The sequence below is a fragment of the uncultured Microbacterium sp. genome (assembly GCF_963528945.1).
In the GTDB taxonomy this organism is placed as follows: domain Bacteria; phylum Actinomycetota; class Actinomycetes; order Actinomycetales; family Microbacteriaceae; genus Microbacterium.
The window spans coordinates 1,235,026-1,247,666 of the sequence record NZ_CAURWX010000001.1; the positions used below are offsets into that span (position 1 = coordinate 1,235,026).

Genomic DNA, 12,641 nt, shown 5'->3' on the forward strand with positions numbered 1-12,641 from the left:
AGACTGTTCCACGGTTCCGAAAACAACCCGCAAGAAAGAGGAAGACCACATGGCTTTCACCAAGGATGAGGTCCTCGCCGGCCTCGCAGAGCTCATCACCGACGAGACGGGCATCAACGCCTCCGAGGTCGCGCTCGAGAAGTCGTTCACCGACGACCTCGACATCGACTCGATCTCGATGATGACGATCGTCGTCAACGCCGAGGAGAAGTTCGGCGTCACCATCCCCGACGACGAGGTGAAGAACCTGAAGACCGTCGGCGACGCCGTCGACTTCATCGTCGCAGGCCAGGAGTAAGACGCGCAGGATGCCACCCCCGCCTCGCCGGGGCGTGGCATCCTCCGTCCTGCCCGCCTCTATCCGCATCCCGCTCGACAAGGAACCACACCCATGACCCAGCGCATCGTCGTCACCGGTATCGGCGCCACGTCCGCCATCGGCGGGACTGCTCCCGACAACTGGACCAACCTGCTCGCCGGCATGTCCGGCACCCGCACCCTCGAGCACGACTGGGTGAAGGAGTACGAGCTCCCCGTCACCTTCGCGGCCGAGGCCATGGTCCGCCCCGAAGAGGTGCTGCCGCGCCACGAGGCCAAGCGTCTCGATCCGTCGTCGCAGTTCGCACTGATCGCCGCACGCGAAGCGTGGGAGGATGCGGGTTCGCCCGAGGTCGCCCCCGAGCGCCTCGGCGTCGACTTCGCCACCGGTATCGGCGGCCTCTGGACCCTGCTCGACGCGTGGGACACCCTGCGCGAGAAGGGCCCGCGCCGCGTCATGCCGCTGACCGTTCCCATGCTCATGCCGAACGCGGCCGCCGGGAACCTCTCGCTGCAGTTCGGCGCCCGCGCGTACGCGCAGACCGTCGTCAGCGCCTGCGCTTCGAGCACAGAGTCGATCATCCACGCCTTCCACCACCTGCAGGAGGGCCTGGCCGACGTCGTCATCGCCGGCGGCACCGAGTCGGCCATCCACCCGATCACCATGGCGTCGTTCGCCTCTGCGCAAGCCCTGTCCCGCCGCAACGACGACCCCGCGCACGCGTCGCGCCCCGGCGCCGTCGACCGTGACGGCTTCGTCATGGGCGAGGGAGCGGCCGCCCTCATCCTCGAGACCGAGGAGCACGCGAAGGCGCGCGGTGCGAAGATCTACGGTTACGTGCTGGGCGGCGGCGTCACCGCCGACGCGTACCACATCACCGGCAACGACCCCGAGGGCAACGGCGCGGCGCGCGCCGTGACGCAGGCGCTGACCGAGGCGGGCATCACCGCCGATCAGGTCACCCACATCAATGCCCACGCCACCTCGACCCCCGTGGGCGACCCGAACGAGTACGTGGCGCTGAAGAAGGTGTTCGGCGAGCGTCTCGACGAGATCCCCGTGTCGGCCACGAAGGCGTCGACCGGGCACCTCCTCGGTGGCACCGGCGCACTGGAAGCGATCTTCGCCCTCCTCGCCCTGCGAGACCGCGTCGCTCCCCCGACCATCAACATGACCGAGCAGGATCCCGCTGTGCCCTTCCGTCTGTCGGTCGAGCCCACCCCGCTCGGCGACGGACCGCAGATCGCCATCAGCAACTCCTTCGGCTTCGGCGGCCACAACGCGGTCGCGGTGTTCGCGAGCGCCTGACGTCGACAGCACGAGGAACGGCCCCCGGAGCACTCCGGGGGCCGTTCTCATGAGTGGGGTCGATCAGCGCGTCGCCGCCACCTCGGCCGCGAGTTTCGCCGAACGTGCGGTGCGCAGGCGGGTGATCCACGGCAGGAAGATCCCGATGAGCGGTCCGACGCCGAAGGCGAAGAGCACGGTTCCGACCCCGACCGGGCCGCCGAGCAGGAAGCCGATGAGCAGCACACTGCCTTCCAGCACCGTGCGCGCGATCCACACCGGCCAGCCGGTGACCCGCACGAGTCCCGTCATCAGACCGTCGCGCGGTCCCGGCCCGAAATCGGCGGCGATGTACAGGCCCGTCGCGAAGGCGAGCAGCACCATTCCGAACACGAACATCGGCGCTCCGACCCACACCGACGGTGGCTCGGGGATGACGAGGAGCGCGAGGTCGGCGGCGACTCCGACGAGCAGCGCGTTGAGCAGAGTGCCGAGGCCTGCGCGCTGCCGCAGCGGGATCCACAGCAGCAGCACGGCGATCGAGACCAGCACCGTGACGGTTCCGTAGCCGAGCGCGGAGGTGCCGGCGACGCCGAGCGCGAGCACGTCCCACGGCGAGACCCCGATGCCGCCGCGCACCATGAACCCGAGGGCGACGCCGTACAGAGCGAGGCCGACGATCAGCTGACCCAGGCGTTCCACGAGGTCGCGCCGACTGACGGCCGTGATGGGAAGGAGAATCGAGCGGAGGCGCATTCCTCCATCGTGGACCCGGGTGATGGCGACTCGATGGTGCCACTGCCGGCAAACTGGCCTCACTCTCGCAGTCCACTTTGCGGCATCCTGGATTCATGACCTCCCGTCTCGTCGCCCAGCTCGGTGCGGAGAACGTCGCCGGAGCATCCGCTTCGGCCCTCTCCGGTCACGTTCGCGCTTTGATCCTCGACGGACGCCTGACCGTCGGAGAGCGCCTGCCGAGCGAACGGGCGCTCGCCCTCGAGCTCGGGCGATCTCGCTCCACGATCACGCGGGCGTACGGGCTGCTCGAACGCGACGGTTTCGTGTCGCGGTTGCACGGCGGCAGCACCCGGATCACACTTCCGCACACCACCCTCGGACCGATCATCCGCGACGACGCGGATGCGATCGACCTCTCGATCGCCTCGATGGACTCGACCCCGGGCCTCTACGACGCCACGGTGCGGTCACTCCCCCGCCTCGCCGCCCTCCGCGGCACGAGCGGGTACTCACTGCAGGGCATGCCGGAGCTGCGCGACGCGGTCGCGGCTCGATTCACCCGCCGGGGCGTTGCGACCTCGGCCGATCAGATCATGATCACGTCGGGTGCTCTCAACGCCTTCAACCTCGTGCTCTCGACGATCGGGCGCCGCGGCGAACGAGCACTGGTGGAGCAACCGACCTTCCCGCACGCGCTCGAAGCCCTGCAGCGGCACGGGTACCGCCTCCTGCCCACACCGGTCGACGTCGACGGGTGGGATCACCACCACCTGTCCGCATCGCTACTCGAGGGCCGGCCCCACCTGGCCTACCTCATCCCCGACTTCCACAACCCGACGGGCGCGTCGCTCCCCGACGATCAGCGAGCGCGTATCGCCGCCACGGCACGCAGTGCGGGGACGCATCTCGTGGTCGATGAGACGACCGCCGAGCTCGACATCGATCGCGACGGCCCGCGCACGCCCGTCGCCGCTTTCGACCCGAGGGTGATCACCGTCGGGTCGATGTCGAAGATCGCCTGGGGCGGGATGCGGATCGGGTGGATCCGCGCCGAGCGCGACCTCATCGATCGCCTGCTCGCGGTCCGGCCGTCTTTCGAACTCGGCACCGCCCTGCTCGAGCAGTGCATCGCGGTCGAGCTCCTCGGCGACATGCCCGCGCTGCTCTCCCACGTCCGCGAACGCCTGCGCGTGGGTCGTGACGCGGTCCAGCGCGGCCTCGCGCAGCTCGACGGCGTGCGGATGCCCGTCACGCCCGGGGGCCTCTCGGCCTGGGTCGATCTCGGCGCCCCGGTGTCGACCCGCCTCTCGCTCGCCGCGCGGGAACAGCACCTCGTGCTCCCCCCGGGCCCGCGCTTCACGACGGGCGGGGTGCTGGAGCGCCGCCTGCGCATCCCGATCACGCTCCCTCCCGATCGCACGGCGGAGGCGCTGGAGCGCATGCGCCGGGCGTGGGTGGCCGTGCAGGGAGGCCGTCAGACCGGCATCCGCGCCCTGGAGCACGCCGCGGTCATCTGACCACTTCCCGCCGTCGGCTCAGCCGACTTTGTGGAGCCAGACGACGCGCGCATCGTCGCTGGCATGGCGGAAGGGTTCGAGCTCCTCGTCCCAGGCGGTGCCCAGCGCGACGTCCAGCTCGCGTTGCAGCTCGCCGACGTTGCCCGCAGCGATCTCCATGGCGTACCGGATGCGGTCCTCGCCGATGACGATGTTGCCCGCCGCATCCGTCTGCGCGTAGTGGATGCCCAGGTCGGGCGTATGCAGCCACCGTCCGCCGTCGCTGCGGGGCGTCGGATCTTCGGTCACCTCGAACCGCAGGTGCTCCCATCCGCGGATCGCCGTCGCGAGAGCAGCGCCCGTACCGGCCGGGCCGTCCCAATAGAACTCGGCACGGCGGGCGCCGTCGAGCACCGGCTGATCGGTCCATTCGAAGTTGACCGCACGACCGATAGCGCGTCCGACCGCCCATTCGAGGTGCGGGCAGAGCGCGCGAGGGGCGGAGTGGATGAACACCACTCCGCGTGCGTAAGGCGTCGCCATGATCTCTCCGTTTCATCAGGTGCGTCTTCCCCAACGACCTGAACCGACGAAAAGCGGCGGCTGATATGCGGTTGTGCCCTCATTCTCCCTGACGGCACGCCGAATCACAAGCGTGTGCTTCCACGACGACGGCCCCGATCCGAAAGGGACCGGGGCCGCCGTCGTGAGCGTCAGCTCGGGCGTGTCGTCACGCCTCGCTCATGGCCTGCTTCACCTGCTGACCCTTGGCCGCGTAGTAGGCGGCACGGGCGGCGTCCTTGCGGGCCTGCTCGGCGTACCCGTGCTCGAGCACGTCCTGCGGGACCTCGACGTTCGGGACGTCGTCGGTGCCGTGGTACTTCTCGATGTAGGCGTCGAGCTCCGGGCCCGAGGTCCACGAGGTGATGAGGCAGTAGCGCGGCTCGGTGCCGTTGTGGGTGGCGGCGTGCCACAGGCGCTGCGTGTCGACGATCAGCTGCGCGCCGGCCGGCAGAGCGATGCGGTACTCGATGCTCGGGTCGGTGCGGTTCTCGCGCAGGACGAAGTAGCTGTCCTTGTCGTCGGTGAGGTTGAAGAACCCGCGGACGACCCAGCCGGTCCCGTCGGGGTTCAGACGGTTGTTGTCGTCCTGGTGGAGGTTGTACAGGCAGTCGCCGTAGGGGGTCGGCTGCAGTTCGATGACGCGGCAGCGGCCGACGTTCGCGCCCGGCTCCTGCGCGCGGCGCGTGAGGTTGGGGGCCTTGGCGGTCTGCGAGTCGATCCAGACGCCGTCCTTGTCGGTGCGCGGCGGCTTGTGGTTCCAGAAGCCGTTGCACTCGATGTCACCGAAGGCGCTGGCGAGCGGCGCGAAGCGCGTGTCGCCCGACGACTTCCAGTCGTTGTACTCGATGTCGAGCCATTCCTTGGGGTCGAGCTCCTGGTTGTAGCTGTCGAGGACGACGAAGCCCTTTTCCTCCAGCGCCTTGGACTTGATGTATCCCATGATCGAGTCATGTTCCTTTCATCGGGGGCCAGCACGTTTTAACAGGCCCTGATAAGGCAAGCCTAACAGCGCGCCCCCGGTGCGCTTCGGAGGCCGCCGTGAATAACCGAATAGACTCGCAAGGGTGCCGCGCCGGCCCGGGGGCGGCACGCGGTACAGGAGGACAGACAGCGCTATGAGCACCGCCACGAACGTCGAGGCGACGGCCGTCAACACGATCGACTGGCTCGCGGCGGGCTCCACCACCATCGTCGTCCCCGTCTATCAGCGTCAGTACCGCTGGGACATCGGCGGCTGCGAACGGCTGCTCTCCGACATTCGCGCGGTGGCGGATGCCGACGACACCCACCGCCACTTCCTCGGCTCGATCCTCTCGGCGCAGGACGGGGCCGACGACGACCTCATCCTGATCGACGGCCAGCAGCGCATCACCACGCTCATGCTGCTCGTGGCCGCCCTGCACCACAGCATCCGCGACGACGACCCCACCCTCGCCGCCGAGCTCGCTCGGGTGCTGTTGCGCGCCGACGATCCCTCGCGCACCAAACTGCGTCCGCACGACGCCTGGGCTTCGCTCTACGAGTCGGTGGTGCGCGATGTCCGCGACGATGCCGAGCGCGAATCCCGGTTCGACGACAACTACGCGTTCTTCCGCAGCCAGGTGCACCCCGACGAGGTGCCGCGCATCTGGCGCGGCCTGCGACGCCTCGAACACGTCTCGATCACGCTCGGGCCCGAGGCGAACGCGCAGCAGATCTTCGAGAGCCTGAACTCCACGGGCGAGCCGCTGCGCGACCACGAGCTCATCCACAACTACATCCTGATGGGACTCACGCACGCCGAGCAGCTCGACGTCGAAGCGCGGTTCTGGCTCCCCATCGAGCAGCATACGGGCGACACGATCGGAGCGTTCTGGCGGCACTACCTCGTCATGACCACGGGTCGCGAGCTCGCCGCGAACGGTGAGCACGGCGTCTACAGCGCGTTCCGCCGTTCGTTCCCGCACGTCGACGTCGAACACCTGCAGGCGGATGCCGAGGTTTGGCGGCACTACGCCGAGATCTACGGCATCCTGCTCGACCCCTCCCGCGAGTCCGACCCCGAGATCGCCCGCCAGCTGCGCTTCGTGAACACGTTCGGCCGAGCCTCCTCCCCCCTCGTGCTCGCGGCCTACAGCGACCATGCGCGCGGGCTCATCGCGCGCGACGAGCTGATCGAGACCCTGGAATGGCTGCAGGCCCTCTACCTGCGCCGCACGCTGGTGAACCTGCCGAACGAGCGGCTCGTCGCGCGCCTCTGCCGCGCCCGCGCCGAGGGACGCGATGCGCTCGCCCGTGCGTTCGCACGGATCACCCCCTCCGACGAGCGCGTCAGCGCCGTGCTCAAGTACAGCGAGCTGCCCTACGCGCCTTACGTGCTCGGTCGCCTGGAGGGCGTCGCGGACACCGACGACTTCGACGTGGAGCACATCGTGCCCGCGGCGCCCGGCGACGCGTGGTCGGGCGACGGGACGCGCGCCTGGAACGAGTACAGCGACGACGAGCAGAACAGCCACCGCGCACTCGCCCCCACCCTCGGCAACCTCACCCTGCTCGAGCAGCACCTCGCCGAGCGGGTGTTCGGCGAGTCGTTCCCCGCGAAGGCGACGGATGCGTATTCCCGCAGCTCCGTGGCCGAGACGCGCGCACTGCAGGAGGTCGGGGCGTGGACGACCGCCGAGATCACCCGCCGTACCGTGCGGCTCACCGCCGACCTTCTGCGCATCTGGGCGCGTCCCGCGCTGCCGGAGATCGACGACGACGGCCTCACGCCGATCCTCGACGCGGTGCGGCGGCGCGGCTGGCCGGCCGGCTGGGAACGAGAGTTCGACTACGTCGAGTACCGCGGGGAGCGCTGGGAGGTCGCCGACGTGCGCGCGCTGTTCAACCGCGTCATGCGACGCGCCTGGACCGATACCCGTGCCGCCGCGCTGTCGTACTCGGCGGCGCACGGCGGACCGATCTACTCCGAGACCGCCTGGAAGGGCCAGTGGGACGAACTCACCGACGGGCATCATCTCTACATGGGCTGGGACTCCAACTACATGATGAGCGCGGTCCAGGGCGTGCTCGACGAGGCCGGCATCGCGTCGGAAGTGTTCGTCAAGTACTCCTACATCGGCAACGTGATGTGACCCGCGGGGCCGTGCGCCCCGTCGTTAGACTCGGACGGTGAGCACCACCACCCGCCGCCTCCTGGATCTGACCGTCGACGAGCACACGCTCAGCCTGCCCCTGGTGTGGGACGATCCCGCCGACACCCGAACGATCGACGTGTTCGCCGCCGTCGTCACGCGCGAGGGCGGCGAGACGCTCCCCTACCTCGTGTTCCTCCAGGGCGGCCCCGGCCACGAAGCCCCCCGCCCCTTCCACTCCCCCTCCGGGCCGGCATGGCTCGACGAAGCCCTCGCGCACTACCGCGTCGTGTTGCTCGACCAGCGCGGCACAGGGCGCTCGACGCCCGTCTCCGACGGCGATCTCGCGCGCGGAGCATCCGCCGTCGCCGAGCATCTGACGCACCTGCGCGCCGACGCCATCGTGCGCGACTGCGAAGCGGTGCGCGAGCACCTCGGCGCCGAGCGGTGGAGCGTGCTGGGGCAGTCGTTCGGCGGCTTCACCACGCTCGCCTACCTGTCGACGCACGCCGAGTCGCTCACCGACGTCTTCATCACGGGCGGGCTGAGCGCCGTCGGGCGGCACCCCGATGACGTGTACGCGCTCTGCTACGACAAGATGCGCGACGCCTCGGAACGCTACTACCGCCGCTTCCCCGCCCATCGCGACGCGATGCGGCGACTCGTCGACCACGCGGCGGCGGGCGACATCGTGCTCCCCGACGGCGAGGTCGTCTCGCCGTCGCGACTGCGCTCGTTCGGTTCGGCGCTCGGAGCGGATGCCGGATGGCAGACCGTGTGGTCGCTCCTCGAGCACGACCCCACCACGAACGCCTTCCGGTACGACCTTGCGGCGTCGATGCCGTACGGCGGACGGAACCCGCTGTACTTCGCTTTTCACGAGTCGAGCTACGCCGACGGCCACGCCACCCGGTGGTCGGCGGAGCGCGTGGAGCCGGACGACTTCCGCGACGACGTGACGTTGTTCACCGGGGAGCACGTGCGCCGGGAATGGACCGAGACCGTTCCGGCGTTCCAGCCGTGGCGCGAGGTGACCCTCGAACTCGCGGAGTTCGCGTGGCCCCGCCTCTACGATGCCGCGGCCATCGCATCCTCCGGGGCGACCGGCGCCGCGGCCGTGTACGTCAACGACGTCTACGTGCCGTACGAGTTCTCGCTCGAGACCTCCCGCCTCCTGCCCGGCGTGCAGCTCTGGCAGACGAGCGAGCACGAGCACAACGGCCTCCGCAGCGGCGGGGTTCTGACGCGCCTCATCGACCTCGCCCACGGCCGCCGCATCCGCTGACCCCCGTCCCGCACGGCCGCCCACCGTCCCGTCGCACGAACGGCTCTTCTCAGGCCTGGGACGAGCCGTTCGTGCGACCGGAACGGCGCGGTGCGACCGTTCGCGCGACGGGAACGTACGCGTCCGGCGGAGACGACGAAGGCCCCGCACTCCGAGGAGTGCGGGGCCTTCGTGTGGACGGTCCTTACTTGGAGGAGCCGCCGAAGCCCTTGAAGCGCTGGTTGAACTTCTCGACGCGGCCGGCCGAGTCCATGATGCGCTGCTTGCCCGTGTAGAACGGGTGCGAAGCCGACGAGATCTCGACGTCGATGACGGGGTACTCGACGCCGTCCAGCTCGATGGTCTTGTCGCTCGAGACGGTGGAGCGGGTGAGGAAGGTCTCTCCCGAGCCGAGGTCGCGGAACACGACTGCCTTGTACTCGGGGTGGATGTCAGTCTTCATGGGATTCCTTAGTTGCTGCCCTGGATTGTGCCAGGGACGAGGGAAGTCTGCGGTGCAGAGAGCACCAAGGGTCGATTCTATCAGACGCCGTGTCAGGATGCGGCGCGGGCGGCGTACCGCCCACCGTCCGACGTGAGGGTGATCGGCATCGCGAACGCGTCCGTGAGGTTCTCGGCCGTCAGCGTCTCGGCGAGCGGGCCCGCCGCGACGACCCCGCCGTCGCGGATGAGCATGACGTGCGTGAAACCGACGGGGATCTCCTCGACGTGGTGCGTCACCATCAGCATCGCCGGCGTCGTGGGCGACGAGGCGTAGCCGCTGAGCAGACCGAGCAGCTCTTCGCGCGAACCGAGGTCGAGCGACGCGGTCGGCTCGTCGAGCAGCAGCAGCTCGGGGTCGGTCATCACCGCACGGGCGATCTGAACCCGCTTCTGCTCTCCGTCGCTCAGCGTGCCGAACGTGCGATCGGCGAGGTGGTCGAGCTTCCAGTCCGCGAGCACGCGCAGCGCCCGGCGCTCGTCGATGCCCTCGTACTCCTCGTTCCAGCGGCCGAGCACCGAGAACGCGGCCGTGAGCACGGTGTTGAGCACCGTCTCGTCGCGTGGGATGCGCCGGGCCATCGCCGACGAGGCGAAGCCGATGCGCGGACGCACCTCGAACACGTCGGTGCGGCCGAGCGTCTCGCCGAGCACGGTCACCGTGCCGGACGTCGGATGCAGGAGCGTGTCGGCGAGCTGCAGGAGCGTCGTCTTGCCCGCCCCGTTCGGCCCCAGCACGACCCAGCGCTCGTCGTCGGCGACCTGCCAGGTCACGTGGTCGATGATGTTGCGCCCGTCGCGGCGCACGACGACATCGGTGAAGTCCAGAGCGATCGGCATGGCCCCAGCCTATCGGCTCACGCCGTCAGCTCCGCGTAGAGCGCCCGCGTGGTGTCGGCGATCGACGCCCAGCTGAACTCCCGCGTCGCACGCTCACGACCCGCGGCACCGTACGTCCGCGCGCGCTCGGGATCGCCCGTGACCTCGGTGAGCACGGCGGCGAGATCTGCGACGAACCGCTCGGGGTCGACCGGGGTGCCCGTGCCGTCCTGCACCTGTTCGATCGGCACGAGCCGACCCGTCACGCCGTCGTCGACGACCTCGGGGATGCCCCCGGTCGCCGTTCCGACGACGGCCGCGCCGCACGCCATCGCCTCGAGGTTGACGATGCCGAGGGGTTCGTACACCGACGGGCACACGAAGGTCGTCGCGGCGCTGAGGATCGCCGACAGCTGCTCGCGCGGGAGCATCCGCTCGATCCAGACGACGCCCTCCCTGGTCTGCTGGAGCAGGCGGACGCCCTCCTGCACCTCCGCCATGATCTCGGGGGTGTCGGGTGCGCCGGCGCAGAGGATGAGCTGCACCTCCGGCGGGAGCAGGCGCGCGGCCTGGAGCAGGTACGGCAGCCCCTTCTGGCGCGTGATCCGACCGACGAACACGACCGACGGGCGGTCGGGATCCATGCCGACGGATGCCAGGAACTCCGGGTCGTTCACCGGATGCCAGCGCTCGACGTCGATGCCGTTGTGGATCACCCGGACGCGCTCCGGGTCGACCTGGGGGTAGCTGCGGAGGATGTCGGCGCGCATTCCGGCGCTGACGGCGATGATCGCGGCGGCGTTCTCGTACGCCAGCTTCTCGATGCCGCTGGAGACGGCGTAGCCGCCCCCGAGCTGCTCGGCCTTCCAAGGGCGGAGCGGTTCGAGGCTGTGCGCGGTGAGCACGTGCGGGATTCCGTGCAGCTGCGATGCCAGGTGCCCGGCGAAGTTCGCGTACCAGGTGTGGCTGTGCACGACGTCTGCGGTCTCGATCGCCGCGACGATCTCGAGGTCGGTGCCGAGGGTCTGCAGGGCGGCGTTGGCCGAACTCAGCTCGGCCGGCGCCTGGTACGACGCCGTCCCCTGCTCGTCGCGCGGAGAGCCGAAGGCGCGGACGCTGACGTCGGTCGTGTGCCGCAGCGCGGCGACGAGCTCGGCGACATGCACCCCCGCACCGCCATAGATCTCCGGCGGATACTCCTTGGTGATCATTTCGACTCGCATGCCAGAACGCTAGTACAGGCGGGCGGATCGCCTCTAATGTGGATTCATGTCCGCACCCAAGAAGATCTTCGGCATCATCCTCGCCGGCGGTGAGGGCAAGCGCCTCATGCCCCTCACGGCCGACCGCGCCAAGCCCGCGGTGCCGTTCGGCGGACAGTACCGATTGATCGACTTCGCGATCTCGAACCTCATCAACTCCGGGCTGCGCCAGGTCGTGGTGCTGACCCAGTACAAGTCGCACAGCCTCGACCGCCACATCTCGCAGACGTGGCGCATGTCGGCGCTGCTCGACTCGTATGTGACGTCGGTGCCCGCGCAGCAGCGTCTCGGCAAGCGGTGGTTCTCGGGCTCGGCCGACGCGATCCTGCAGAGCATGAACCTGCTCACCGACGAGAAGCCCGACATCGTCGTCGTCATCGGTGCCGACCACGTGTACCGCATGGACTTCCAGCAGATGATCGACGCGCACATCGAATCGGGCGCGAAGGCCACGGTCGCCGGCATCCGCCAACCGCTCGCGCTCGCATCGCAGTTCGGCGTGATCGACGCCGACCCCGATGACCCCACGCGCATCCGCGCCTTCCTCGAGAAGCCGACCGACGCCCAGGGCCTGGCGGATGCTCCGCACGAGGTGCTCGCGTCGATGGGCAACTACGTCTTCGACGCCGACGCCCTGATCGCGGCGGTCGAGGCGGACGGCGAGTCCCCCACCTCGGGTCACGACATGGGCGGCGACATCGTGCCGTACTTCGTCGACCGCGGCGAGGCCGGTTTCTACGACATGAAGCGCAACGAGGTACCGGGGTCGTCGCCGCGCGACCGCTCGTACTGGCGCGATGTGGGCACGATCGAGTCGTTCTTCGACGCCCACATGGACCTCATCTCGACGCTGCCGATCTTCAACCTGTACAACACCGCCTGGCCGATCCACTCGCAGACCGTGAACTCTCCGCCCGCGAAGTTCGTGCGCGACTCGGTGGGTCGTATCGGCAACGCGATCGACTCGATCGTCTCGCTCGGATCCGTGCTCTCCGGCACGCACCTGGAGCGCAGCGTCGTCGGCCCGTGGACGCTCGCCGGTGGCGGATCGACGATCACCGACTCCGTCGTCTTCGATCACGTGCACGTCGGCGCCGGATCACGCGTGCACCGGGCGATCCTCGACAAGAACGTCGTGCTCGCCGACGGTGCGACCGTGGGAGTGGACCGGGAGCGGGACCTCGCCCGCGGTTTCACCGTCACCGAGACGGGGATCACCGTCGTGGGTAAGGGCATGTTCATCGAGCGGTGAGGCGTCACGCGGTCGGGGGCGCGTGC

General features: G+C 69.3%; 12 protein-coding genes. 6 read left to right on the forward strand and 6 right to left on the reverse strand.

Going from position 1 to position 12,641, the window contains the following annotated elements; all coding sequences use genetic code 11:
* Positions 1 to 49 precede the first annotated feature (49 nt).
* Together RWS82_RS05875 and RWS82_RS05880 are read left to right on the forward strand one after the other, a co-directional pair.
* Positions 50 to 298 carry an acyl carrier protein gene (locus tag RWS82_RS05875; RefSeq protein ID WP_314647770.1) on the forward strand — a complete coding sequence of 83 codons (249 nt, stop codon included), beginning with the start codon at positions 50 to 52 and terminating at the stop codon, positions 296 to 298.
* Positions 299 to 391: 93 nt separating this feature from the next.
* Entirely contained in the window at positions 392 to 1,627 is a 1,236-nt protein-coding gene (locus tag RWS82_RS05880) for a beta-ketoacyl-[acyl-carrier-protein] synthase family protein (RefSeq protein ID WP_314647771.1), read from the forward strand.
* 63 nt (positions 1,628 to 1,690) lie between these two features.
* On the opposite strand, the gene RWS82_RS05885 is transcribed toward RWS82_RS05880, so the two are convergent.
* Complete coding sequence (locus RWS82_RS05885; RefSeq protein WP_314647772.1) at positions 1,691 to 2,362, reverse strand: hypothetical protein; 672 nt, start codon at positions 2,360 to 2,362, stop codon at positions 1,691 to 1,693.
* A gap of 95 nt (positions 2,363 to 2,457) precedes the next feature.
* Between RWS82_RS05885 and RWS82_RS05890 the strand changes: the two genes are divergently transcribed.
* Positions 2,458 to 3,861: a PLP-dependent aminotransferase family protein gene (locus tag RWS82_RS05890; RefSeq protein ID WP_314647774.1), complete on the forward strand. Its 1,404-nt coding sequence runs from the start codon at positions 2,458 to 2,460 to the stop codon at positions 3,859 to 3,861.
* 18 nt (positions 3,862 to 3,879) lie between these two features.
* Here RWS82_RS05890 and RWS82_RS05895 read toward each other — a convergent pair whose 3' ends face one another.
* Positions 3,880 to 4,383: a DUF3145 domain-containing protein gene (locus RWS82_RS05895; protein WP_314647775.1), complete on the reverse strand. Its 504-nt coding sequence runs from the start codon at positions 4,381 to 4,383 to the stop codon at positions 3,880 to 3,882.
* 187 nt (positions 4,384 to 4,570) lie between these two features.
* The gene (locus RWS82_RS05900) at positions 4,571 to 5,344 is read right to left on the reverse strand and encodes a hypothetical protein (RefSeq protein WP_314647777.1); all 774 of its coding nucleotides are present in this window, start codon (positions 5,342 to 5,344) and stop codon (positions 4,571 to 4,573) included.
* A 175-nt stretch (positions 5,345 to 5,519) separates the two neighbouring features.
* Here RWS82_RS05900 and RWS82_RS05905 point away from each other — a divergent pair, with 175 nt between their 5' ends.
* Positions 5,520 to 7,517 carry a DUF262 domain-containing protein gene (locus RWS82_RS05905; RefSeq protein WP_314647778.1) on the forward strand — a complete coding sequence of 666 codons (1,998 nt, stop codon included), beginning with the start codon at positions 5,520 to 5,522 and terminating at the stop codon, positions 7,515 to 7,517.
* Between the two features lie 37 nt (positions 7,518 to 7,554).
* Positions 7,555 to 8,802, forward strand: a complete 1,248-nt coding sequence (locus RWS82_RS05910; protein ID WP_314647779.1) for an alpha/beta fold hydrolase — start codon at positions 7,555 to 7,557, stop codon at positions 8,800 to 8,802.
* A gap of 184 nt (positions 8,803 to 8,986) precedes the next feature.
* Here the strand turns inward: RWS82_RS05910 and RWS82_RS05915 are convergent, their stop codons facing one another.
* From RWS82_RS05915 to glgA, 3 genes are all read right to left on the reverse strand, one after another.
* A complete protein-coding gene (locus RWS82_RS05915) occupies positions 8,987 to 9,244 on the reverse strand; it encodes a type B 50S ribosomal protein L31 (protein ID WP_021200734.1) in 258 nt (85 codons plus the stop codon).
* Between the two features lie 92 nt (positions 9,245 to 9,336).
* Positions 9,337 to 10,122: an ABC transporter ATP-binding protein gene (locus RWS82_RS05920; protein WP_314647780.1), complete on the reverse strand. Its 786-nt coding sequence runs from the start codon at positions 10,120 to 10,122 to the stop codon at positions 9,337 to 9,339.
* Between the two features lie 17 nt (positions 10,123 to 10,139).
* Positions 10,140 to 11,324 (reverse strand): glycogen synthase, encoded by a 1,185-nt coding sequence (glgA, locus tag RWS82_RS05925; protein WP_314647782.1) that lies wholly within the window; start codon positions 11,322 to 11,324, stop codon positions 10,140 to 10,142.
* A gap of 46 nt (positions 11,325 to 11,370) precedes the next feature.
* Between glgA and RWS82_RS05930 the strand changes: the two genes are divergently transcribed.
* The gene (locus RWS82_RS05930; RefSeq protein ID WP_314647783.1) at positions 11,371 to 12,615 is read left to right on the forward strand and encodes a glucose-1-phosphate adenylyltransferase; all 1,245 of its coding nucleotides are present in this window, start codon (positions 11,371 to 11,373) and stop codon (positions 12,613 to 12,615) included.
* Positions 12,616 to 12,641: the final 26 nt, after the last annotated feature.

Bases quoted from the DNA above. Each gene is read 5' to 3' on its own strand.
- RWS82_RS05900 (WP_314647777.1), bottom strand. From the start codon at position 5,344: ATGGGATACATCAAGTCCAAGGCGCTGGAGGAAAAGGGCTTCGTCGTC.
- RWS82_RS05880 (WP_314647771.1), top strand. From the start codon at position 392: ATGACCCAGCGCATCGTCGTCACCGGTATCGGCGCCACGTCCGCCATC.
- glgA (WP_314647782.1), bottom strand. From the start codon at position 11,324: ATGCGAGTCGAAATGATCACCAAGGAGTATCCGCCGGAGATCTATGGC.
- RWS82_RS05915 (WP_021200734.1), bottom strand. From the start codon at position 9,244: ATGAAGACTGACATCCACCCCGAGTACAAGGCAGTCGTGTTCCGCGAC.
- RWS82_RS05920 (WP_314647780.1), bottom strand. From the start codon at position 10,122: ATGCCGATCGCTCTGGACTTCACCGATGTCGTCGTGCGCCGCGACGGG.
- RWS82_RS05905 (WP_314647778.1), top strand. From the start codon at position 5,520: ATGAGCACCGCCACGAACGTCGAGGCGACGGCCGTCAACACGATCGAC.
- RWS82_RS05930 (WP_314647783.1), top strand. From the start codon at position 11,371: ATGTCCGCACCCAAGAAGATCTTCGGCATCATCCTCGCCGGCGGTGAG.
- RWS82_RS05895 (WP_314647775.1), bottom strand. From the start codon at position 4,383: ATGGCGACGCCTTACGCACGCGGAGTGGTGTTCATCCACTCCGCCCCT.
- RWS82_RS05890 (WP_314647774.1), top strand. From the start codon at position 2,458: ATGACCTCCCGTCTCGTCGCCCAGCTCGGTGCGGAGAACGTCGCCGGA.
- RWS82_RS05875 (WP_314647770.1), top strand. From the start codon at position 50: ATGGCTTTCACCAAGGATGAGGTCCTCGCCGGCCTCGCAGAGCTCATC.
- RWS82_RS05885 (WP_314647772.1), bottom strand. From the start codon at position 2,362: ATGCGCCTCCGCTCGATTCTCCTTCCCATCACGGCCGTCAGTCGGCGC.